Consider the following 21253-nt stretch of genomic DNA (forward strand, 5'->3'; position numbering starts at 1 on the left):
GGCCAGGAGCCCGGTGGCCAGAGCACCCAAAGGTCGGACAAATGTTAGCAGGACGCTTAACTTTGTGGTTGGGCTTTGGAAGGAATCCGCAAGCGAGCGGAAAGGAGATAGCTGGAGCCTTAGCCTGGAGTCAGACGGGACTGGGATCAACGCGGGGAAGGGAAAGGCTGGAGAAACAGGACAGCGCGGCGGCCCACCGCGCTGTGTGAGGAAACAGATTAGCGGCCCGGCTCCGGCGTGCGCTTGAAGCCATCGTCGGCGCTAACGCCGCCCAGATGCGCCACGTCGCCCCATGCGACGACGCGCGCCTGCATCACGTAGTCGCCGCGTTCGAAATCGACGACGTTCACGCTCGTGTTGAGGAGCGGCCACGCGCGCGGCGCGTCGAGCGAGAGGCCGTTCGCGAAGCGGTAGACGCAGTCGAGCACGCCGCCGTGCGCGACACACGCAATGCGCCCGCCCGGATGCATGGCCAGGATCGGCTCGAGCGCGTGCAACACGCGGTGATACAACTCGCGCTGCGACTCGCCCTCGGGCGGCGCGAAGCCGGGGTCGCGCGTTTGCCAGTGCGCGTACTCGTCCGGAAAGCGCTCGGCGATTTCGTCGCTGTCGTGGCCCTGGAACGCGCCATAGTTGCGTTCGCGCAGCCCTGCCGTGAGCTGCACCGGCAAACCCAGGGCTTCCGCAACGGGCTGTGCCGTCTGTTGCGCGCGCAACAGGTCGCTCGACCAGATTGCATCGATCCGCGCGCCCGACTGCACTTCCTTCGCGAGCCGTGCGCCGAGCTGCTGCGCCTGCACCACACCACTTTGCGCGAGGGGAATGTCGATATGCCCCTGGATGCGCTTGATGCGATTCCAGTCCGTTTCGCCGTGGCGGATAAAGAGGATCTGCGTGTTCATGGTTCAGTTGCGCACTTGCAGCCAGAACGTGACGGGGCCGTCGTTGACGAGCGACACCTGCATGTCGGCGCCGAACTCGCCGGTCTCGACGGTCGGATGCTTCTCGCGCGCGGCGGCGACGAAATAATCGAACAGACGCCGCCCCTCTTCGGGCGGCGCGGCCGGCGTGAAGCTCGGGCGCAGGCCACTGTTCGTATCGGCGGCAAGCGTGAACTGCGAGACGAGCAGCAAGCCGCCGGGAGCGCCATTGCCGTCGATGTTCTGCACGCTCAGGTTCATCTTGCCCGCCGCGTCGCTGAACACGCGATAGCCGAGCAGCTTCGCGAGCAGCTTGTCGGCGTTGGCTTCGGTGTCGCCACGCTCGGCACACACCAGCGCGAGCAGCCCCTGGCCGATCGCACCGGTCACGCGTTCGCTGCCACCTTGCGCCACGCGTACTTCCGCTCGGCGCACGCGCTGGATCAGGGCAATCATGCGGTGAGCGTCACGCGCGCAAAGCGCCGCTTGCCCACTTGCACGACGAACTCGCCCGCCTCGACCTTGAGGCCCTTGTCGGACACAGTCGCGCCGTCGATCTTCACGCCGCCCTGCTCGATGTTGCGCAGTGCTTCGCTCGTGGAGGGCACGAGCCCCGCCTGCTTGAGCAACTGGCCGATGGCAAGCGGCGCGCCTGCGAGCGTGATCGACGGAATGTCGTCGGGCACGCCGCCCTTGGCGCGGTGGTTGAAGTCTTCGAGCGCGCGCTCGGCGTCGGCCTGCGAATGAAAGCGTGCGACGATTTCCTGCGCGAGCAGCACCTTGAAGTCGCGCGGGTTGCGGCCCGCTTCGATCTCGCGCTTGAAGCCCTCGATTTCGTCCATGGGACGGAACGAGAGCAGCGTGAAGTAACGCCACATCATCGTGTCCGAAATGGACATGAGCTTGCCGAACATGTCGTTGGGCTTTTCGCTGATGCCAACGTAGTTGTTCTTCGACTTCGACATCTTCTCGACGCCGTCGAGGCCTTCGAGCAGCGGCATCGTGAGAATGCACTGCTGTTCCTGGCCGTACTGCTTTTGCAGTTCACGGCCAACGAGCAGGTTGAACTTCTGGTCCGTGCCGCCGAGCTCGAGGTCCGCATTGAGCGCGACCGAGTCGTAGCCCTGCATGAGCGGATACAGGAACTCGTGGATCGAGATGGGCACGCCGCCCTGGAAGCGCTTGGTGAAGTCCTCGCGCTCGAGAATGCGCGCGACCGTGTAGCGCGACGCGAGCTTGATCATGCCGTCGGCGCCGAGCGGCATCGACCATTCGCTGTTGTAGCGAATTTCGGTCTTTTCGCGGTTGAGAACGAGCGCGGCCTGCTCGAAGTACGTTTTCGCGTTCGATTCGATCTGCTCGCGCGTAAGCGGCGGGCGCGTGGCATTGCGGCCCGACGGGTCGCCGATCAGGGAAGTGAAGTCGCCGATCAGGAAGATCACGGTGTGGCCGAGATCCTGAAGCTGGCGCATCTTGTTGAGCACGACCGTGTGGCCGATGTGGATGTCGGGCGCGGTCGGGTCGAGGCCGAGCTTGATGCGCAGCGGCTTGCCCGTGGCCGCGCTGCGGGCGAGCTTCTGCTCGAACTCTTCTTCGATCAGCAGTTCGTCGACGCCGCGCTTCGTGACGGCAAGCGCGTGACGGACTTCGTCGGTGACCGGAAAGGCGTCTTTTGCGGCGGCGCTGGCGCCGTTGCTGGAGTTGGACTCGTTGCTCATGCTTCGATCGGTTCTGTCGTTAAGTCTGGGTCTAGACCGCAATTTTACGTGATTCGACTGGCCAGGCTGAGGTTTGCGGCGCTTTGCAGGTCTTTGCGGCTCTTTGCGGGTCGCGCACGCTGCGGCGACTCGCATCGCGCCCCGAGCCTCATGCTCAGGAACGGGCGGCAGCGCGCTCCACACGCGGGATGCCCTTCGCGCGCGCCTGCCAAAGGTCGTAGGCGGCCTGCATGGCGAGCCACAGGTCGGCGCGGCCCCCGTTTTCCTCGCCAAGCCACGCCTCGAGGCGCAGCGCCATTTCCGGCGAAATACCGGCGCGGCCGTTCAGCACGCGCGAGAGCGCGGCGCGCGTGACGCCGAGTTGCGCAGCCGCTTCGGTCACGGTGAGCCCCAGTTCGGGAAGAATGTCCTCGCGCAGCGTTTCGCCGGGGTGCGGCGGGTTATGCATGCGTATCGTGTCGTTCATCTTGCTCATGCCTCAGTGGTAGTCGTGATAGTCGACAAGGACCGCGTGGCGGCCTTCGAACGCGAAGGTCAGGCGCCAGTTGCCATTGCCGAGAATCGCATGGTGCCCGTCGAGACGGCCTTCCAGCGCATGGCAGCGCCAGCGTGGCACGTTCATGTCCCGCGGCGACTCGGCCTCGTCCAGCCGCGCCAGCTGACGCCGCAGGCGCGGGATGTGATCGGGCCGGATGCCCGCTTTGCTGCCAGTGAAGAAGAACGCCTTCAGCCCTTTGTGATTCCACGACTTGATCATGATTCTCCAGACTAAGCAGAACGAACATGGATAGGTCTGGAGCCAGGATCGGGTCAATACGCGCCCTCCCGTATAGCGTATAGTTTCACTATACGGATCACACATTGCGCAGTCAACCCTCAGACTTCTGGAAGTTGATTTCGCGCAGGGCTCCAGTGCCGCCCGGGTTCGAGCGGCGAAGATGAGCGTCGCATGTCGCGAAGGCAGCCAACAGTCAGCCGTTCGGCTTACGCTCGAACGGCATTGCGCCGATAATTCCTTCGCAGGACACTGAATTGTCTTAATCAAGGAGCACAACGTGGCGCCACGCGACGCACGAAACGAGAGCGCACACGCCGCCGACGGCGTGTATTTCGGCCTGATGTCGGGCACGAGCATGGATGGCGTGGACGGCATTGCCGTGCGCTTCGAGGCTGGCCAGCGGCCAGTGGTGCTGGCCGAGGCCTTCGTCGGTTTCGCACAGGGGCTGCGCGAAGCGCTCTTTTCGTTGCAGCAGCCAGGCGAGAACGAGATCGAGCGCGAGGCGCTCGCCGGCAACGCACTTGCGGCCCGCTATGCGGTGTGCTGCCACGAGTTGCTGCGCGCGGGCAATGTTTCCGCCGGCGATGTGCGCGCAATCGGCGCTCACGGGCAGACCGTGCGGCATCGTCCGGAGAAGGGCTACACGGTGCAGATACAGAACCCGGCGCTGCTTGCGGAACTCACCCACATCGACGTGATCGCCGACTTCCGCAGCCGCGACGTCGCCTCGGGCGGCCAGGGCGCGCCGCTCGTGCCCGCGTTCCACGCGACGCTGTTCGGCTCGCAGGAAGAAACGCGCGTGGTCTGCAACCTGGGCGGCATCAGCAACATCACCGTGCTTTCGTCGACGGGTGCCGTGCGTGGGTTCGATTGTGGCCCGGCCAACGCCCTGCTCGACCTCTGGGCCGAACGCCATCTGGGCAAGCCCTACGACGAGAACGGCAAGTTCGCCGCGAGCGGCCATCTGCATCAGCCGCTTTTGAACGCCCTGCTGGACGAACCGTTCTTCGAGCAGCAGCCGCCCAAGAGCACAGGCCGCGATCTCTTCAACGCCCAGTGGCTCGACGACAAACTCAAGGACTTCGAGTCGCTCACGCCGGCCGACGTGCAAGCCACGCTAGTCGCGCTGACCGCCGTGAGCGTGGCGCGCGAGATCGAGCGTCACGCGAGCGACTGCCGCGCCGTGTACGTCTGCGGCGGCGGCGCGCGCAACGCGGCGTTGATGGCGGCGCTGCAGAAGGCGCTCGAAACGGGCGGTGTGGCTGGTGTGCCGGTCATGACCACCGAGGCGCTAGGCGTGCCGCCGCACCAGGTGGAGCCGCTTGCCTTCGCGTGGCTCGCCATGCGCTGCGTAGCGCGCGAGCCCGGCAATCTTGCCGCCGTCACCGGCGCGGCCGGCGAGCGCGTGCTCGGCGCGATTTATCCGCGCTGACCAGGCCCGCTGACTGAGCGCGCTGAATGAGCACGCACCAATAAAAAACGGGGCCGAAGCCCCGTTTCTTTTACTGCAGTCGATCGATCAAACCGAGAACGACGAGCCGCAACCGCACGTGGTGGTCGCGTTCGGGTTCTTGATGACGAACTGCGCGCCATTGAGATCGTCCTTGTAGTCGATCTCGGCGCCGACGAGGTACTGATAGCTCATCGAGTCGATCAGAAGCTGGACGCCGTTGCGGTTCATCACGGTGTCGTCTTCGTTGACCGTCTCGTCGAACGTGAATCCGTACTGGAAGCCCGAGCAGCCGCCGCCTTGCACGAATACGCGCAGCTTCAGCTCCGGGTTGCCTTCCTCGTCGATCAGTTGCTTGACCTTGTCAGCCGCTGCTTCGGTGAAAACGAAGGGACCGGGCATTTCGGTCGCGGTAGTTTCGGTGACAGCGCTCATTCGAACTCTCCAAAAAAGCTTCTAGCCGCTATTGTAGGGCTCTTCCCGAGATCGTGCTTAAGCCCACAAAATCAAGGGTTTCTCCAAACTTTCGCAGCCTGCGCGCCAAGCGTGCGACGCGCCGACAAAAAACGAAAAAGCCGCCCGGCGCAGTGAGCGCGGACGGCTTTTGCAGCAGCGCTGTGCTCCGCAAGGAGCACAGGCCAAAGCGCCAATGCGAAATTAACGCTTCGAGAACTGCTTGCGGCGACGTGCCTTGTGGAAACCGACCTTCTTACGTTCCACTTCACGTGCGTCACGGGTGACGAAGCCAGCTTGCGACAGTGCCGGCTTGAGCGTTGCGTCGTAGTCCATCAGCGCGCGCGTGATGCCGTGGCGAACTGCGCCGGCCTGGCCGGTTTCGCCGCCGCCCGTCACGTTCACCTTGATGTCGAACGTCGTGCCGTGGTTCGTGAGTTCCAGCGGTTGACGCACGATCATCAGCGACGTTTCGCGCGAGAAGTAGTCAGCGATGGGCTTACCGTTGACGATGATGTCGCCCTTGCCCGACTTGATGAAGACACGAGCGACTGCGCTCTTGCGGCGGCCCGTACCGTAATTCCAGTTACCGATCATGTGGGCTCCCCTTAGATCTCGAGCGCCTTCGGCTGTTGTGCCGAGTGCGGGTGCGTTGCGTCAGCGTAGACCTTCAGCTTCTTGATCATCGCGTAGCCGAGCGGGCCCTTCGGCAGCATGCCCTTCACGGCCTTCTCGAGCGCGCGGCCCGGGAAGCGTTCTTGCATCTTGCCGAACGTCGTTTCGTAGATACCGCCCGGGTAACCCGAGTGACGGTAGTACTTCTTGTCGGTGGTCTTGTTGCCCGTGACCTTCAGCTTGCCGGCGTTGATGATGATGATGAAATCACCAGTGTCGACGTGCGGGGTGAACTCAGGCTTGTGTTTGCCGCGAAGACGGCGTGCCACTTCGCTGGCGACACGGCCGAGAACCTTATCCGTCGCGTCAATCACGTACCATTCGCGCTGCACTTCATGTGCCTTGGCGGAAAAAGTCTTCATGATCGATCCAAAAAATAACTTGTGCCCTGTTTTGGTCCTGCTTGTATGGTGACGCTCGTTGGCGCCGGCGCAGGCTCTCCCTGTCTGGGTTTCCCCATTTTCCCCGCGGGCATGGATGCGGGAAACCCACGATTATAAAAGGAAATTTGGCTGCAAGTCAAAAAATTGCTTGCACTGAGGCAGAGACGGGGCGAAACGAGGGCGACGGACGAAAAAAAGCCCGAACGCGTTGTTCGGGCTTAATCCACTCTTTGGAGGAGGGTGGAGGAGACATGTTGAGGTGTCGTGAAGCACGACAACCAATGAGACGAATTATACGGATGGGCCTTGTGCGACGCAAGAGGATTTGCATTGCGAAATACGACACCACAATATGAAATATCGTGGCACTAGCGCACCGAGAGAAAAATCCTTAAAAATCAGTCCATTGAGAATTAGTCACGCGAAAAGCATGGGGGATCACTAGAGCGAAACCCCTAATTGCTTAGTGGAAATCCGCCTTGTTGCCAGGATATCGCGCCGCAACATTCAAGCACAAGGCATAAGGCGCGCGCGGCCGTGTCCCCCCGGACATACCAGTAAGGCGCGGGCTACAATGCCGTCTGAATCAAGAAACCGCGCAGAGGCATACGCACATGGAATGCAAAGTTAGCTGGATGGGACAAGACGGCATGGCGTTCGCAGCCGAAACGGGCAGCGGCCATCTCGTCAACATGGACGGCGCGCCGGAAGGCGGCGGCCACAACCTCGCGCCGCGGCCGATGGAAATGGTGCTGCTCGGCACGGGCGGCTGCACGGCCTACGACGTGGTGCTGATCCTCAAGAAGAGCCGCCAGGAAGTGAGCGGCTGCAGCGTGACGCTCAAGGCCGAGCGTGCGAGCGAGGACCCGAAGGTCTTCACGAAGATCCACTTCCACTTCACCGTGACCGGCAAGAGTCTGAACCCGGCCACCGTCGAGCGCGCAATCAACCTCTCGCACGACAAGTACTGCTCGGCGTCGATCATGATCGGCAAGACCGCCGAGATCACGCATTCGTTCGAGATCGTCGCGGCTTAAGATCTGCGGCAGAAGATTGGCGGCAAAAGAAAAAGCCGGCGCGGTTCATCGAAGAACCGCGCCGGCTTTTTGCATGCGCATTGGCAAATTTGGGCTGCAAAGCAGGCCGATAAGCCGGATTCTGTGCACGCGCCGCGTCCGAAGACGCGCCGCGCGTGGCAGCCATTCCTCTAGGCGCGCCATTGCTGACGCGCTCAAGCTTCCTACCCGCAGACGGAATGGGGGCCCCATCCTGCATCCCGAAGATGCGCGCCTGCCTACTTGGAATTGCTCCGGGTGGAGGTTACCGTGCCGTCTACGTCACCGCAGACGCGGTGCGCTCTTACCGCACCGTTTCACCCTTACCTGATCCCGACCGAAATCGGGCCATCGGCGGTCTGTTCTCTGTTGCCCTGTTCCGCGTGTCGCCACGGATGGCCGTTAGCCATCACCCTGCCCTGTGGAGTCCGGACTTTCCTCGCCCCCTCGACCGAAATCTCGGGGCCGCGACTGCCTGGCCTGCTTTGCGAGGCGTGATATTAGCACGGCCAGAGGCGCCGCGCCGGGGGCCGGATCGATTGCTGCCCGCCGGCCTTTTAGCGAGCGCGGCGGCCGCCGCGAAAGACGGTGGCGTCGTCGTAGAACGACGGGCTTTCGTTATGCGCCCACCAGCCCGGGATGCCGAGTACAGGCAGCGGTGCGAAGCTGCGCCCGTTGAGTGCGGCGTCGGAGGCGAGCGTGACGCTCACTGTCTCGTCCAGATACGCGTCGCGTTGCGCGCGCGACCACGCGAAATAGGCTTGCGGCACCTCGACCACCCATGCGTGCGCCGTGCACGCCGCATAGGGCGAAATCAGCTTTTCGAGCAGCGCATGGCCAAAGACGCGCACTTCGCAGCGCGCCTGGCCAATCGTCTCTTCGAACGCGGCTTCCCAGCTCGAGCGCTGCGCCACGAACAGCGTGCGCCAGTCGAAGCCGCGCAGCGCCGCGATGAGCGCCGCGTCCGATGAGGCATAGAGCACCGCGTTCTCGTCGAAGAGCGTGAGCGCGTCGCGCACGCCGCCGCGCGTGGGGCCCACGCCCAGTACGTCGATCGCCGCGGCCTGGCGTGCGTTGAGCGTCGCCTTGATGCGCGGGAACGCGAACCAGGCAAGCGCGTTGAAGAAGTCGTGGAGATTGTGCCGCGTCGGCACGCAGCCCGTCGCCGCGATATGCGCCTCGTAGGCCGAGCCATCGGGCAGGTCGTCCTGGGCAATGAAGCGCAGCGGCTTGCCGCGGCCCGTGCTTTGGGCGGCGGCGAGCGCGTCGGCGTTCAGTTCATCGAGGTACGCTGCGTATCCAGCCAGCGCGGCCTGCTGCCAGCGCCGCCCCCGCGCTTCGTGCTGCGCAAACCAGGGGCGGGACCAGTCGATGTCGGTGAAGCTACCTAACGGCATGGTCCGGCGCGGTTCGCGCGCGGGCATCGGTGCGTGCGCATCGGCTGCCCCACTCAGCCCAATCGTTGCGCCCGCAGCCACACCGTGCCCCGCCTCGCTCAAGCGAGCTTCCAGCCGATTGTCTCGCCGCCGCGCAGCGGCACGACGGGCGTGTCGCCGGCCTCGACTTCAGCGGGCAGCGTCCAGGTCTCGCGGCGCAGCGTGACCGTTTCGGTCGCGCGCGGCAGGCCGTAGAAGTCCGCGCCGTAAAAGCTCGCGAAGCCCTCGAGCTTGTCGAGCGCGCCTGCGTTGTCGAACGCTTCGGCGTAGAGCTCGAGTGCATGCAGCGCCGTGTAGCAGCCCGCGCAGCCGCACGCGTGCTCCTTCAGGCCCTTCGGGTGCGGCGCGCTGTCGGTGCCGAGGAAGAAGCGATGGTCGCCCGAGGTCGCCGCCTCCACGAGCGCCACGCGATGCGTCTCGCGCTTGAGCACCGGCAGGCAGTAGTAATGCGGACGGATGCCGCCCTGGAAGATCGCGTTGCGGTTGTACAGCAGGTGATGCGCGGTGATCGTCGCGCCGAGGAGACCCGGCGCGGCGTGATCGTCGCGGATGTAGTCGACGGCATCCTTCGTCGTGATGTGCTCGAACACCACCTTGAGCGCCGGGAAATCGCGGCGCAGCGGCGTCATCACGCGGTCGATGAAGACCTTCTCGCGGTCGAACAGATCGATGTCGGCGCTCGTCACTTCACCGTGCACGAGCAGCGGCATGCCCACTTCCTGCATGGCTTCGAGCGTCTTCGCGCATTTGAGGATATCCGTCACGCCGGCGTCCGAGTTCGTCGTCGCGCCCGCCGGATACAGCTTCACGCCGTGCACGAAGCCGCTCGCCTTCGCGCGGCGGATTTCCTCGGGCGGCGTGTTGTCGGTGAGATAGAGCGTCATCAACGGCTCGAAGGTCGAGCCCGCCGGCAGCGCCGCGAGAATGCGCTCGCGGTAGGCGGCGGCCTGCTCCGTCGTCGTGACCGGCGGCTTGAGGTTCGGCATGATGATCGCGCGGCCGAATTGGCGCGCCGTGTGCGGCAGCACGGCCGCGAGCATCGCGCCATCGCGCACGTGCAGGTGCCAGTCGTCGGGGCGGGCGAGCGTGAGAGTCGTGAGGGAAGAGGCGTTCATGGCTAGAGTCAGGCGCAGTAATAGGTCAAGCGGAATCGCCGGCGCGTTCACTCGAACGCGCTCAGGCCGCCGGAAATTCCGGGCATATCAGGGGAAAAAGCGAGGCGTCGACCAATGCGAGTCCAACACACGCATGGCCCGCACCGTCGCGTACACACGACAAATTGCGCTGCATCGACGCCGGCACGCGCCCTTCTACGCAAGCCTGCAATGCATCCGACAAAATTCGTATTGGCGACCCGCAGGCCGGTGATATGCTTGGAAAATCATATTGTAACGGGTCGACGGCGGGTCCCGCCTGGCACTGCAGCCACCGCCTCAGTCGTCCCGGCCGTCTCAGTCGCATTACGCACCATCAGCACCATGTGCCAACTTCTCGGAATGAATTGCGCCGCGCCGACGGACGTCACGTTCTCCTTCACAGGATTCGCGGCGCGCGGCGGCGCCACCGATCACCACGCCGACGGCTGGGGTATCGCGTTCTTCGAGGACAAGGCCTGCCGCCTCTTCATCGACAACGAGGCTTCGGCGCGCTCACCGATCGCCGAGATGGTCAAGCACTACCCCATCAAGTCGCGCAACACCATCGCCCATATCCGCAAGGCCACACAAGGCAGCTGCGCGCTCGAGAACAGTCATCCGTTCCAGCGCGAGCTGTGGGGCCGGCACTGGATCTTCGCGCACAACGGCGACCTGCAGGACTTCAATCCGGTGATGTCGGGCGTGTATCAGCCAGTGGGCACGACCGATAGCGAGCGCGCGTTCTGCGTGCTGCTACAAGGCCTGCGCAAGGCGTTCCCGGGCGCGCAGCCGCCGCTCGACGAACTGTTCGCCGCGCTGGAGTCGCTCACGCGCGAGGTTACGCAGTTCGGCGTCTTCAACTTTCTGATGTCGAACGGCCAGGCCCTGTTCGCGCATTGCTCGACGCATCTCTACTATCTCGTGCGGCGCTGGCCGTTTTCGACCGCGCATCTCGTCGATGCCGACGTCTCCATCGACTTCGCCAAGTACACGACGCCAGAAGACCGCGTGGCCGTGATCGCCACCGCGCCGCTCACCGACAACGAGGTCTGGACACGCTTCGCCCCCGGCGACCTGCTGATGTTCCAGCACGGCGACGTAATCGCCCAAACGAGCGTGCCGGTGCCGCAGAGGGTGCTCGACAAGCTCGCCAACCCTTCGCTCGACGCCTCGGCCAGTTCGCCGTGCGTCGCGCAGCCGGGCGAGATCGACGCGGAAGCCGTGGCCGCACTGCAAACCTGGGGCGAGTAAGCCGGGTGACGCCCGAAACGAAAAAAGCCGCGCATCGAGCGCGGCTTTTTGCTTTCTGCAAGCGGGCGACCCCGCAATCTCAGTGGAGGATCTTCGCCAGAAAGTCCTTCGCGCGGTCCGACTTCGGGCTCGCAAAGAAGGCTTCCTTCTGATCGTCCTCCACGATGGCGCCCTGGTCCATGAAGATCACGCGGTGCGCGACCTTCTTGGCAAAGCCCATTTCGTGCGTCACGCACATCATGGTCATGCCTTCCTGCGCAAGCTCCACCATCACGTCGAGCACCTCGTTGATCATCTCGGGGTCGAGCGCCGAGGTCGGCTCGTCGAACAGCATGGCGATGGGGTCCATCGACAACGCGCGCGCAATCGCCACACGCTGCTGCTGACCGCCCGAGAGCTGGCCCGGGAATTTGTCGGCATGCGCGCGCAGGCCCACACGGTCGAGCAGTTTGAGGCCCTTTTGCGTAGCCTCGTCCTTGCCGCGGCCGAGCACCTTGATCTGCGCGAGCGTGAGATTCTCGGTAATCGACAGATGCGGGAACAGCTCGAAGTGCTGAAACACCATGCCCACCTTCGAGCGCAGCTTCGAGAGATTGGTGCGCTTGTCGCCAACCGACTCGCCGTTCACGAGGATCTCGCCCTGCTGGAACGGTTCGAGCCCGTTGACGGTCTTGATGAGCGTGGACTTGCCCGAGCCCGAGGGCCCGCACACCACCACCACCTCACCCTTCTTCACTTCCGTCGTGCAGTCGGTCAGCACCTGGAACTGGCCGTACCACTTCGAAACGTTCTTAATTGAAATCATCTTGCGACCTTTTTCTGAAGACCTTTCACAAGGCTCGACGCGATCACGCAAATCACGAAATAACACGCGCCCGCGAACAGTACCATCTCGACCATCGTCCCGTCACGGTCGCCGACATTGGTGGCCGTGCGGAAGAAGTCGGCGAGGCTGATCACGTACACGAGCGAGGTGTCCTGAAACAGCACGATGGCCTGCGTGAGCAAGAGCGGCACCATCGCGCGGAACGCCTGCGGCAGCACCACGTACTGCATGGCCTGGCCGTAGCGCATGCCGAGCGCGAAGGACGCGTTCACCTGCCCGCGCGGCACCGCCTGAATGCCCGCGCGAATGATCTCCGAATAATACGCGGCTTCGAAGAGCGAAAACGCGATCATCGCGGAAGCAAGGCGAATGTCGATGTCGGGCGAGAGACCCAGCACATTTTGCAGCACCTGCGGCACGATCAGGAAGAACCACAGCAGGACCATCACGAGCGGGATCGAGCGGAAGACCGTGACGTAGCCCTTGGCGAACCATTCGAGCGGCTTCACGCTGGAAAGCCGCATGAGCGCGAGCAGCGTGCCCCACAGAATGCCGACCACGATTGCGCACAGCGTGATCTTGAACGTGATGATCGCGCCCGTCCACAGCGTGGGCAGCGCGCCCGGAATGCCGCTCCAGTCGAAGTGATGCATTACTTGCCTCCGATGTAGCCGGGCAGACGCGCCTTCGCCTCGACCCAGCGCATGAGCGCCATGACGACGAGGTTAATGAGCACGTAAGCGAGCGTGACTGCGATGAACGACTCATAGGTCTGCGCCGTGTAATCGACGAGCTGACGCGCCTGGGCCGACAGATCGAGCAGGCCGATCGTCGAGGCGACCGCAGAGTTCTTGAAGATGTTGAGGAACTCGGAAGTGAGCGGCGGCACGATGATGCGGTACGCAACCGGCAGCAGCACATAGCGGTACGTCTGCCACTGCGTGAAGCCCATTGCGAGGCCGGCCGCGCGCTGGCCGCGCGGCAGCGCGTTGATGCCCGAGCGCACCTGCTCGCACACGCGCGCCGCGGTAAAGAGCCCGAGACACACGACCGAAGCCGTGAAGAACTGCACGCCCGGTGGTGACTGCTTGAACGCATTGCCGAGCGATTGCGGCACGATTTCCGGCAGTACGAAGTACCAGATGAAGAACTGCGCGATGAGCGGAATATTGCGGAAGATCGCCACGTACACCGTGCCGACGCCTGCGAGAAACTTGTTCGGCACCGTGCGCAACACGCCGAAGAACGATCCGACGATGAGCGCGATCACCCACGCGCACAGCGACACCGAGATCGTCACCCAGAAGCCGGAGAGGATCCAGCCAAGATACGTGGTGGGTTCGCCCGTCGAGACCGGGCTGAGCAGAATGCCCCAGTTCCAGTGATAGGACATCAAGAGACTCCAAGAAAAAGAACGGAAGAAGCGGCGCTTCTTCCGTTCCGTGCTAAACGCTAAATGCGGGTCGAACGGCCAAGGCCGTATTAATCGATCGCCTTGTCGTTCGGATTCTTGAACAGCGCTTTCATGTCGTCGCTCATCGGGAAGTTCAGGTTAAGACCCTTCGGCGGAATCGGCGATTCAAACCACTTCTTGTAGATCGTGTCGCCTTCGCCCGAGGTCTGGACCTTGGCGATGGCGTCGTCGGCGACCTTCTTGAACTCAGGATCGTTCTTGCGCATCATGCAGCCGTACGCTTCACGCGATTGCGGCTGACCGACGATCACGAAGTCGCCCGGATTGTTCGACTTGGCGCGCTCGCCCGCGAGCAGCGCATCGTCCATCATGAACGCCACGGCACGGCCCGTGGAGAGCGTCATGAACGACTCGCCGTGGTCCTTCGCGCTGATGATGTTCATGCCCATGCTCTTGTCCTGGTTCATCTTGCGCAGGAGCCGCTCGGACGTCGTGCCAGCCGTCGTCACGACGGTCTTGCCCTTGAGGTCGGCGAAGTCCTTGATGCCCGAATCCTTCTTCGTCATGAGGCGCGTGCCGATCACGAAGATCGTGTTCGTGAAGGCGGCCTGCTGCTGACGCTCGGCGTTGTTCGTGGTCGAGCCGCATTCGATGTCCACCGTGCCGTTCTGCACGAGCGGAATACGGTTCTGCGACGTGATGGGCACCATCTTGACCTTCAGGTTCGGCATGTTCAGCTTCTGCTTGACCGCCTCGACGATTTTCATCGCGTAGTCTTGCGAGTAGCCGATCACATTCTGCTTGTCATCGTAGTACGAAAAAGGAATGGACGATTCGCGGTGCCCCAGCGAGATGACGCCCGTGTCCTTGATCTTCTTGAGCGTGCCCGCGTCCTGCGCGAAAGCGCTGGTGGCGACGAAACCAAGGAGTGCGAGCAGAGAGGCGGTCTTTTTGATTTGCATTGTTTTCTCCGGTACAAGAACCGCCGTCAGTTTAGCAAAGTAATTATTCTGAAAGAATAAAGGGTGACCCTGGCGCAACGCTGGATGTGCGAAGGCGGACGCTCCCTTGTGGAGAACATCCGCCTTCTATGCGCCTTGATGTGCAGCGCAAAAACGTGTCACTGCCCGGTCACTGCGCCGTCATGGTTCCGTCACCTTGCGGCGCGAGCGCGCCGGGCGTGCGATCAGGGGTACAGGCCGCGCATTTCGCGCGCCATCAGGATGCGTTTACATGCAACGATGAACGCCGCAGTACGCATCGAGACCTTCTGCTCGCTCGAGACCTGCCAGACCGCCGTGAATGCTTCGCGCATCACGCGTTCGAGACGTTCATTAATCTCGTTCTCGGTCCAGAAGAAGCTCGAGAAGTCCTGCACCCACTCGAAGTACGAAACCGTCACGCCGCCCGCGTTCGCCACGACGTCGGGGATCACGAGCACGCCCTTGTCGTGCAGGATGTCGTCGGCTGCCGTCGTGGTCGGGCCGTTCGCGCCTTCCACGATGATCTTCGTGCGGATCTTGCCGGCGTTCTTCTCGGTGATCTGGTTTTCCAGCGCGGCCGGAATGAGGATGTCGGTTTCGACGGTCCAGAATTCGTCGTTCGGCATGACTTCGGCGCCGGCGAAACCCGCCACGCCGCCCGTCTTCGCGACGTGCTCGAGCAGGGCTTCCGCGTTCATGCCGCTCGACTTGTAGAGCGAACCGGTGTGGTCCTGCACGGCGACGATCTTCGCGCCGGCTTCCTGGTACAGGCGGGCAGCAATGCCGCCCACGTTGCCGAAGCCCTGCACGGCAATGCGTGCGCCCTCGATCGACAGACCCGTGCGGCGCGCCGCCTCGCAACCGACGACGAACACGCCGCGGCCCGTGGCTTCGCGGCGGCCGAGCGAGCCGCCGAGCGAGATGGGCTTGCCCGTCACGACGCCCGTGGCCGTCTGGCCCTGGTTCATCGAGTAGGTGTCCATCATCCACGCCATGATCTGCTCGTTCGTGTTGACGTCCGGCGCGGGAATGTCGGTGTTCGGCCCGATGATGATGCCGATTTCGCTGGTGTAGCGGCGCGTGACGCGCTCGAGCTCACCACGCGAAAGCGTGCGCGGGTCGACGCGGATACCGCCCTTCGCACCGCCGTACGGCACGTTCACTGCAGCGTTCTTCACCGACATCCACGCGGAAAGCGCCATCACTTCGGAGAGCGTAACGTCCTGGTGATAACGCACGCCGCCCTTGCCAGGACCACGCGAAACGTTGTGCTGGACACGATAGCCTTCGAAGTGCGCAACGGTGCCGTTGTCGAGTTCGATCGGGCAATCGACGATCAGGATACGCTTCGGACGCTTGAGCGTTTCGAGCCAGCGCGAAAGCGAGCCGAGATACGGCGCCACGCGGTCGACCTGACGAAGATAGTTGCCCCAGGGGCCGAGATCATCGGCGTGGAGATAGGAAGGAACCGACTGCAGTTGGGATGACATGAACGCTCCGATCGAACAAGTGGTGCCATTGTCAGAAAACGCCCACGTGAAATCCAATGCCGTTTGATCATCCCGTTATGCTTTTCGTGCATAACGTCCCCGAAGTCGTAAAAACGTGTCGCGGGCTTCGTATTGCAAGCCTTACAGGTTGAAATAGCCTGACTGTTTGCGCGCCGGGCCGATGCTGTGTCAGCGCTTGCCCTGCGCGAGCTCCTCGCTCACCGCCTCCCACAATTCACGCACGAGCGCCTGGCGTGCGTCGTCACCTTGCGTCGCGAACTTGTCGCGATAGAGGCGGATCTCCATGTCGAGCGTGAACTGGCCCTCCGGCACGCCGCGCGTGCCCCGGTCGAGGCGGATCAGTTCCCCCTGGGCTACGGCGTCTTCCACTGCGCTGTGCGGCAGAAAGGCGATGCCGTGACCCGCGAGCGTCATCGCCTTGAGCCCTTCTGCCATGTCGGTTTCGTACACGCGGTCCAGATAGAGCCGCGCCGGAGCGTTGGCAACGATCACCTCGGTCATGCGGCCGAGATACGCGTTCGGCGTGTAGGAGAGATACGGCGCGGGCGCATCGGGCGTGCCGGGCAGCGTATAACGCGCGCGCCCCGCGCGTTGCGCCGCCGAGTACGGGCTGATCGACTCGATGCCGAGCGTTAGCGTGTCGTAGCGCGCGGGGTCGAGCGTCACGGGATGGCTCGGGTGGTGATAGCCCATCACGAGGTCGCAGCCGCCCTCCACGAGCGACAGCACGGCGTCGTGCACGTTCAGCGCGCGCAGCCGCGTGTGGATGCGGCCGAGCTTCGCTTCGATGCGCTGCAGCCAGCGCGGAAAGTACGTGAGCGAAAGCGTGTGCGGCACCGCGAACTCGATCGTCGCGGCGGGCGTGGCCGTGTGGCCGCGCAACAGGGTACGCGCCTCGTGAAACTGGGAAAGCATCGCGAGCGCCTGCTCGTAGAACACCTGGCCCGCCGCCGTGAGGCGCGTCGGATAAACCGAACGATCGATCAGCTCGGTGCCCAGCCACGCTTCGAGCGCCTGGATACGGCGCGAGAAAGCCGGCTGCGTCACGTGGCGCAGCTCGGCCGAGCGGCTGAAACTATGCGTCTCCGCGAGCGAAACGAAGTCTTCGAGCCATTTGAGTTCCATGCGGGGCCAGCGAGCGGATGAGAAGTCCGCATTCTAGGCCTGCGGGCGCTTGCCTGGGCGCCGGCGCGGCGAATATCGCGCCGCGCCGGCCAGATGCCATTAGCGGGGCAGCTCGGTGAGCGAGGTTTCCAGTTCGGCGACCACGCCGCTCCAGTCGCCGAGCGTGGACTGGCGAAACACGCGCGCCGAGGGATACCAGACCGAGTCCGCGCGATCCTTGCCCCAGCGCCAGTCGGGCTGCGCGGCGAGCAGCACCCACACCGGCTTGCCGAGCGCGCCGGCGAGGTGCGCGACCGACGTATCGACCGTGATGACGAGGTCGAGCGCCTCGATGAGCGCCGCCGTGGCCGCGAAGTCGTGCAACTCGTCGCCGAGCGCGTCCATCGGCCAGCGGCCCGCGACCGGTGCGAGCTGCGCGGCCCCCGGGCCCTTCTGGATCGCAAACCAGGCGTTGCCAGGGAGTGCGGAGAGCGGCAGAAGCGACTTGAGCGGCACAGAACGGAAAGCGTCGAAATGGTGGCGCGGATTACCCGCCCAGACGAGCCCGATGCGGCGACGCGCGGCGCCGGCCAGCGCGTTCACGCGTGCGTGCCAGGCGGCGGCCTGCACGATATCGGCGTGCATATAGGGGGTGTCGGCGTAAATCGGCCGGCCGCGAAACTTCAGCGGCAGGCTCATCACGTCGCACCAGAAGTCGTATTCCGAGGCGATGACTTCGTCGCTCGGCGCGGCGTCGAGCACGCGCGCGACACCCGGCACCGTCGCCGCGAGCGACGCCAGTTCCGGCGCGACCCACGCGTGAACCTGCGCGCCCATCTGCGCCAGCAGGCCCGCATAGCGCACGAACTGGATCTGATCGCCCACACCCTGCTCACGGCAGATCAGCAAGCGCTTGCCAGCGAGCGGCTCGCCCTGCCACTCGGGGCACGGCGGCTTGCGGTAGTTGGCCTTGGCGGTCGAGGTGAGCTTGCGGTTCTCGAAGAGCGGCCAGCCGCCGGTGTAGTCTTCGCGCCGCAGCATCAGCATGCCGAGCTGAAAACCCGATTCAGGCAGGTCCGGGTTCAGTTCGAGTGCGCGCCGATAGTCGATCTCCGCTTCGTCGTAGCGCGCGAGCGCAGTCAGCGCGAATGCCAGATTGTTGATGATGCCCGCGCCATCGGGCTTGAGCTGCGCGGCACGCCGGTAAAGCGGAATCGCCTCTTCATAGCGATGCATCGCGTCGTAGGCATAGCCGAGTTCGAAAAGCGCGAGTACGTTGTCAGGCTCGCGCGCGATCACGGCTTCGAAGCAGGTGGCCGCTTCGGCGTGCTTCTCTTTAGCGCGCAGCAGCCGGCCCATGTGGATCAGCGCTTTCAGATCACGGGGATCGAGCGCCGCGGCGGCGCGGAACTCCGCAAGTGCTGCGTCTTTTGCGCCTTCGGCCTCCAGTGCGCGGCCGAGATTGAACGCGAAGTGTGCGGATTGCGGCGCCAGCGCACGCGCACGCCGATAGTGCTGCGAGGCGCCCGCGATATCGCCGAGCTCCATCAACGCATTGCCGAGATTGTTGTGTGCGTTCGCAAATTCGGGTGCGAGCGCGAGCGCCTTGCGCTGCCAGGCGGCGGCGCCCGCGTGGTCGCCCAGGCGGGTCGCGACCACGCCGCGGTTGGCAAGATATTCGGCATTGTCGGGCGCCGTCGTGAGCGCGCGGTCGATCAGTGCCGCGGCTTCCTTCAGCTGGTCGCGGCCGAGCGCAATCACGCCCAGGTAGTGCAGTGCACCGGAGTGTTCGGGATGCGCCGCGAGCGCGGACTGATAGTGGGCATGGGCGTCGTCGATCCGGCCCGCGCGGTGGCAAGCAAGACCGGCTTCGATCAGCACAGCGGCCTCGTCGGAAGAGAGAGTGGGGGCATCGGTGGTCATGGCGGCAAATATTTGATTAAGCGCAAACTTTTGATGTGAACGCACTCTATAACCGTCTCAAAACTCCAATTCCCGTTAACTGGCGGGCGCGACATCAGGCCTCAGGGGAACATCGCATCCCACCGCTCGGCTGCCGCTGACAGCGCCGGCGTCGGCCCCTGTCGGCAAGGTGATAAAATCTTGGGTTCACGCCGTCTCGAATCTGACTGCAACCGACTGCCAACTGAGCGTAACGCGCCACGTTACGTCCCCATCATGTCCGACACTCGTCCCGATACCCTCTTCGCGCTCAACGCGCTCTCCCCGCTCGACGGCCGCTACGCCTCGAAAACCGAAGCGCTGCGCGACTGGCTCTCGGAAGCCGCCTTCATGCGCAACCGCGTGACGGTGGAAATTCACTGGCTGATCGCGCTGTCGCAAGCCGGCTTCGCTGAAGTGCCGCGCTTCTCGCAAGCGTCGGAGCAGTTCCTGCTCAAGCTCGCCGAGAACTTCACGGCGCACGACGCCGCGCGCATCAAGGACATCGAGCGCGTGACGAACCACGACGTGAAGGCCGTGGAGTACTGGCTCAAGGAGTCGGTGAAGGGCCAGCCGGAACTGGAGCGCGCAAGCGAGTTCATCCACTTCGCCTGCACCTCGGAAGACATCAACAACACGTCGCACGGTCTGATGCTCGCGGGCGCCCGCGAGCACGTGATCCTGCCGGCGCTGCGCTCGGTGCATCAACGCCTCGTCACGCTCGCGCACACGCATGCCGCGCAGCCGATGCTCTCGCGCACGCACGGCCAGCCGGCCAGCCCCACGACGCTCGGCAAGGAAATCGCCAACGTCGCCGCGCGTCTGGCTCGCGCGATCCAGCGCATCGAGAAGGTCGAACTGCTCGGCAAGATGAACGGCGCGGTCGGCAACTTCAACGCGCACCTCTCGGCGTATCCGGAATTCGACTGGGAAGCGTTCTCGAAGGAAGTCGTCGAACAGCGCCTGAAGCTCACGTTCAACCCGTACACGATCCAGATCGAGCCGCACGACTACATGGCGGAACTGTTCGACGCCGTCGCGCGCGCGAACACGATCCTGCTCGACCTCGACCGCGACGTGTGGGGCTACATCTCGCTCGGCTACTTCAAGCAGAAGACGAAGGCCGGCGAAATCGGCTCGTCGACCATGCCGCACAAGGTCAACCCGATCGACTTCGAAAACTCGGAAGGCAACCTCGGCCTCGCGAACGCGACGCTGCGCCACCTCGCCGACAAGCTGCCCGTTTCGCGCTGGCAGCGCGACCTCACCGACTCGACGGTGCTGCGCAATATCGGCGTGGCGTTCGGCTACTCGCTGCTGTCGTACGACGCGCTGATCCGCGGTCTCGACAAGCTCGAAGTGAACCCGCAGCGCCTGAACGACGACCTCGACGCCACGTGGGAAGTGCTGGCCGAGCCGGTGCAAACCGTGATGCGCCGCTACGGCATCGAGAATCCGTACGAGCAGCTGAAGGAACTCACGCGTGGCAAGGGCATCACGCGCGAAGCGCTGCAGACGTTCGTCAGCGGTCTCGCGATTCCTGAAGACGCGAAGCAGCGTCTGCTCGAGATGACGCCCGCGTCGTACGTCGGCAAGGCAGTGGAACTGGCGAAGCGGATTTCGTAATCGCAACCCCGCAAGGCCCAAAAAAAGCGCTCGATTGAATCGAGCGCTTTTTCGTTTACCGCCGCGATTTCAGGAGGCCTGATTGCGGCGCGTTTCCATCTGCTTCATCACTTCGTCGACGATCTGCTCCGGCGTGAGCTCGATGCTCACCTCGATCGCCTCGTCGGCGCTGGGCGCTTCGAGCGTATCGAGCTGGCTTTGCAGCAGCGACGGGTCGAAAAAGTGGCCGGTGCGCGAGGCGAGGCGCTCGTGCAGCACTTCGAACGAGCCCTTCAGGTAGACGAAGCACACGTCGCGATCGTTGCCGCGCAGGATGTCGCGATACGAACGCTTGAGCGACGAGCAGGTGAACACGGCCGTTTCGTGGGCGCGCTGCTTCTCCTCGATCGCCGCGCGAATCGTGCGCAGCCACGGCCAGCGGTCTTCGTCGGTGAGGGGAATGCCGTCGTGCATTTTCTTCTTGTTGGCTTCGCTGTGGAAGGCGTCGCCATCCGTGAAGGTGCACTTGAGGCGCTCGGCGAGCAATTCGCCGATGCGTGTCTTGCCCGCGCCCGACACGCCCATCGCTATCAGAATCATTTACTGCTCCAGTT

At 63.9% G+C, this 21253-nt stretch carries 22 protein-coding genes and 1 other RNA gene; 4 read left to right on the top strand and 19 right to left on the bottom strand.

The features are described from left to right. Positions 1 to 218: 218 nt before the first annotated feature. The 5 genes from U5A57_RS18830 to U5A57_RS18850 form a co-directional block, all read right to left on the bottom strand. A complete protein-coding gene (locus U5A57_RS18830) occupies positions 219 to 902 on the bottom strand; it encodes a histidine phosphatase family protein (RefSeq protein WP_321913175.1) in 684 nt (227 codons plus the stop codon). 3 nt (positions 903 to 905) lie between these two features. Then, positions 906 to 1376, bottom strand: a complete 471-nt coding sequence (gene dtd, locus U5A57_RS18835; protein ID WP_321913176.1) for a D-aminoacyl-tRNA deacylase — start codon at positions 1374 to 1376, stop codon at positions 906 to 908. Further along, complete coding sequence (gene tyrS / locus U5A57_RS18840) at positions 1373 to 2638, bottom strand: tyrosine--tRNA ligase (protein ID WP_321913177.1); 1266 nt, start codon at positions 2636 to 2638, stop codon at positions 1373 to 1375. Before tyrS ends, dtd begins: the two co-directional genes overlap by 4 nt. A gap of 154 nt (positions 2639 to 2792) precedes the next feature. Continuing rightward, a complete protein-coding gene (locus U5A57_RS18845) occupies positions 2793 to 3113 on the bottom strand; it encodes a HigA family addiction module antitoxin (protein ID WP_321913178.1) in 321 nt (106 codons plus the stop codon). A gap of 3 nt (positions 3114 to 3116) precedes the next feature. Continuing rightward, positions 3117 to 3395, bottom strand: a complete 279-nt coding sequence (locus U5A57_RS18850; protein WP_321913179.1) for a type II toxin-antitoxin system RelE/ParE family toxin — start codon at positions 3393 to 3395, stop codon at positions 3117 to 3119. Between the two features lie 298 nt (positions 3396 to 3693). Here U5A57_RS18850 and U5A57_RS18855 point away from each other — a divergent pair, with 298 nt between their 5' ends. Next, positions 3694 to 4848 (top strand): anhydro-N-acetylmuramic acid kinase, encoded by a 1155-nt coding sequence (locus U5A57_RS18855; protein WP_321913180.1) that lies wholly within the window; start codon positions 3694 to 3696, stop codon positions 4846 to 4848. Positions 4849 to 4935: 87 nt separating this feature from the next. Here U5A57_RS18855 and erpA read toward each other — a convergent pair whose 3' ends face one another. The 3 genes from erpA to rplM form a co-directional block, all read right to left on the bottom strand. Beyond that, on the bottom strand, positions 4936 to 5301 hold the full coding sequence (gene erpA, locus U5A57_RS18860; protein WP_042262553.1) for an iron-sulfur cluster insertion protein ErpA: 366 nt from the start codon (positions 5299 to 5301) through the stop codon (positions 4936 to 4938). Positions 5302 to 5523: 222 nt separating this feature from the next. Beyond that, positions 5524 to 5916, bottom strand: a complete 393-nt coding sequence (gene rpsI, locus U5A57_RS18865) for a 30S ribosomal protein S9 (RefSeq protein WP_133196235.1) — start codon at positions 5914 to 5916, stop codon at positions 5524 to 5526. Positions 5917 to 5927: 11 nt separating this feature from the next. Beyond that, positions 5928 to 6356 carry a 50S ribosomal protein L13 gene (gene rplM, locus U5A57_RS18870; protein WP_027795838.1) on the bottom strand — a complete coding sequence of 143 codons (429 nt, stop codon included), beginning with the start codon at positions 6354 to 6356 and terminating at the stop codon, positions 5928 to 5930. 635 nt (positions 6357 to 6991) lie between these two features. Between rplM and U5A57_RS18875 the strand changes: the two genes are divergently transcribed. After that, entirely contained in the window at positions 6992 to 7414 is a 423-nt protein-coding gene (locus U5A57_RS18875) for an OsmC family protein (RefSeq protein ID WP_321913181.1), read from the top strand. A gap of 94 nt (positions 7415 to 7508) precedes the next feature. Here the strand turns inward: U5A57_RS18875 and rnpB are convergent. From rnpB to pyrC, 3 genes are all read right to left on the bottom strand, one after another. Further along, positions 7509 to 7919: RNase P RNA component class A (gene rnpB / locus U5A57_RS18880), an RNA gene on the bottom strand. 70 nt (positions 7920 to 7989) lie between these two features. Continuing rightward, entirely contained in the window at positions 7990 to 8829 is an 840-nt protein-coding gene (locus U5A57_RS18885) for a DUF3025 domain-containing protein (RefSeq protein WP_415774644.1), read from the bottom strand. Between the two features lie 98 nt (positions 8830 to 8927). Next, positions 8928 to 9983 (bottom strand): dihydroorotase, encoded by a 1056-nt coding sequence (gene pyrC, locus U5A57_RS18890; protein ID WP_321913182.1) that lies wholly within the window; start codon positions 9981 to 9983, stop codon positions 8928 to 8930. A gap of 363 nt (positions 9984 to 10346) precedes the next feature. Between pyrC and U5A57_RS18895 the strand changes: the two genes are divergently transcribed. Continuing rightward, positions 10347 to 11255, top strand: coding sequence for a class II glutamine amidotransferase (locus U5A57_RS18895; protein WP_321913183.1), 909 nt, complete (start codon positions 10347 to 10349; stop codon positions 11253 to 11255). Positions 11256 to 11334: 79 nt separating this feature from the next. Here U5A57_RS18895 and U5A57_RS18900 read toward each other — a convergent pair whose 3' ends face one another. From U5A57_RS18900 to U5A57_RS18930, 7 genes are all read right to left on the bottom strand, one after another. Next, the gene (locus tag U5A57_RS18900) at positions 11335 to 12060 is read right to left on the bottom strand and encodes an amino acid ABC transporter ATP-binding protein (protein ID WP_254314498.1); all 726 of its coding nucleotides are present in this window, start codon (positions 12058 to 12060) and stop codon (positions 11335 to 11337) included. Further along, a complete protein-coding gene (gene gltK / locus U5A57_RS18905) occupies positions 12057 to 12734 on the bottom strand; it encodes a glutamate/aspartate ABC transporter permease GltK (protein WP_201694307.1) in 678 nt (225 codons plus the stop codon). Before gltK ends, U5A57_RS18900 begins: the two co-directional genes overlap by 4 nt. Further along, positions 12734 to 13474 carry an amino acid ABC transporter permease gene (locus U5A57_RS18910; protein ID WP_321913184.1) on the bottom strand — a complete coding sequence of 247 codons (741 nt, stop codon included), beginning with the start codon at positions 13472 to 13474 and terminating at the stop codon, positions 12734 to 12736. The genes gltK and U5A57_RS18910 overlap by 1 nt, the downstream gene beginning before the upstream one ends. A gap of 89 nt (positions 13475 to 13563) precedes the next feature. Beyond that, positions 13564 to 14457 carry a glutamate/aspartate ABC transporter substrate-binding protein gene (locus U5A57_RS18915; protein ID WP_158756957.1) on the bottom strand — a complete coding sequence of 298 codons (894 nt, stop codon included), beginning with the start codon at positions 14455 to 14457 and terminating at the stop codon, positions 13564 to 13566. A gap of 224 nt (positions 14458 to 14681) precedes the next feature. After that, entirely contained in the window at positions 14682 to 15968 is a 1287-nt protein-coding gene (locus U5A57_RS18920; RefSeq protein WP_321913185.1) for a Glu/Leu/Phe/Val dehydrogenase, read from the bottom strand. 189 nt (positions 15969 to 16157) lie between these two features. Then, positions 16158 to 17114, bottom strand: a complete 957-nt coding sequence (locus U5A57_RS18925; protein WP_321913186.1) for a LysR family transcriptional regulator — start codon at positions 17112 to 17114, stop codon at positions 16158 to 16160. 99 nt (positions 17115 to 17213) lie between these two features. Next, positions 17214 to 19016, bottom strand: a complete 1803-nt coding sequence (locus U5A57_RS18930) for a tetratricopeptide repeat protein (RefSeq protein ID WP_321913187.1) — start codon at positions 19014 to 19016, stop codon at positions 17214 to 17216. 255 nt (positions 19017 to 19271) lie between these two features. Here U5A57_RS18930 and purB point away from each other — a divergent pair, with 255 nt between their 5' ends. Then, positions 19272 to 20660, top strand: coding sequence for an adenylosuccinate lyase (purB, locus tag U5A57_RS18935; RefSeq protein WP_321913188.1), 1389 nt, complete (start codon positions 19272 to 19274; stop codon positions 20658 to 20660). A 69-nt stretch (positions 20661 to 20729) separates the two neighbouring features. Here the strand turns inward: purB and U5A57_RS18940 are convergent, their stop codons facing one another. Next, complete coding sequence (locus U5A57_RS18940; protein ID WP_321913189.1) at positions 20730 to 21239, bottom strand: gluconokinase; 510 nt, start codon at positions 21237 to 21239, stop codon at positions 20730 to 20732. Between the last annotated feature and the right edge of the window lie 14 nt (positions 21240 to 21253).

This window comes from Paraburkholderia sp. J11-2 (assembly GCF_905220185.1).
Classification (GTDB): Bacteria; Pseudomonadota; Gammaproteobacteria; order Burkholderiales; family Burkholderiaceae; genus Paraburkholderia.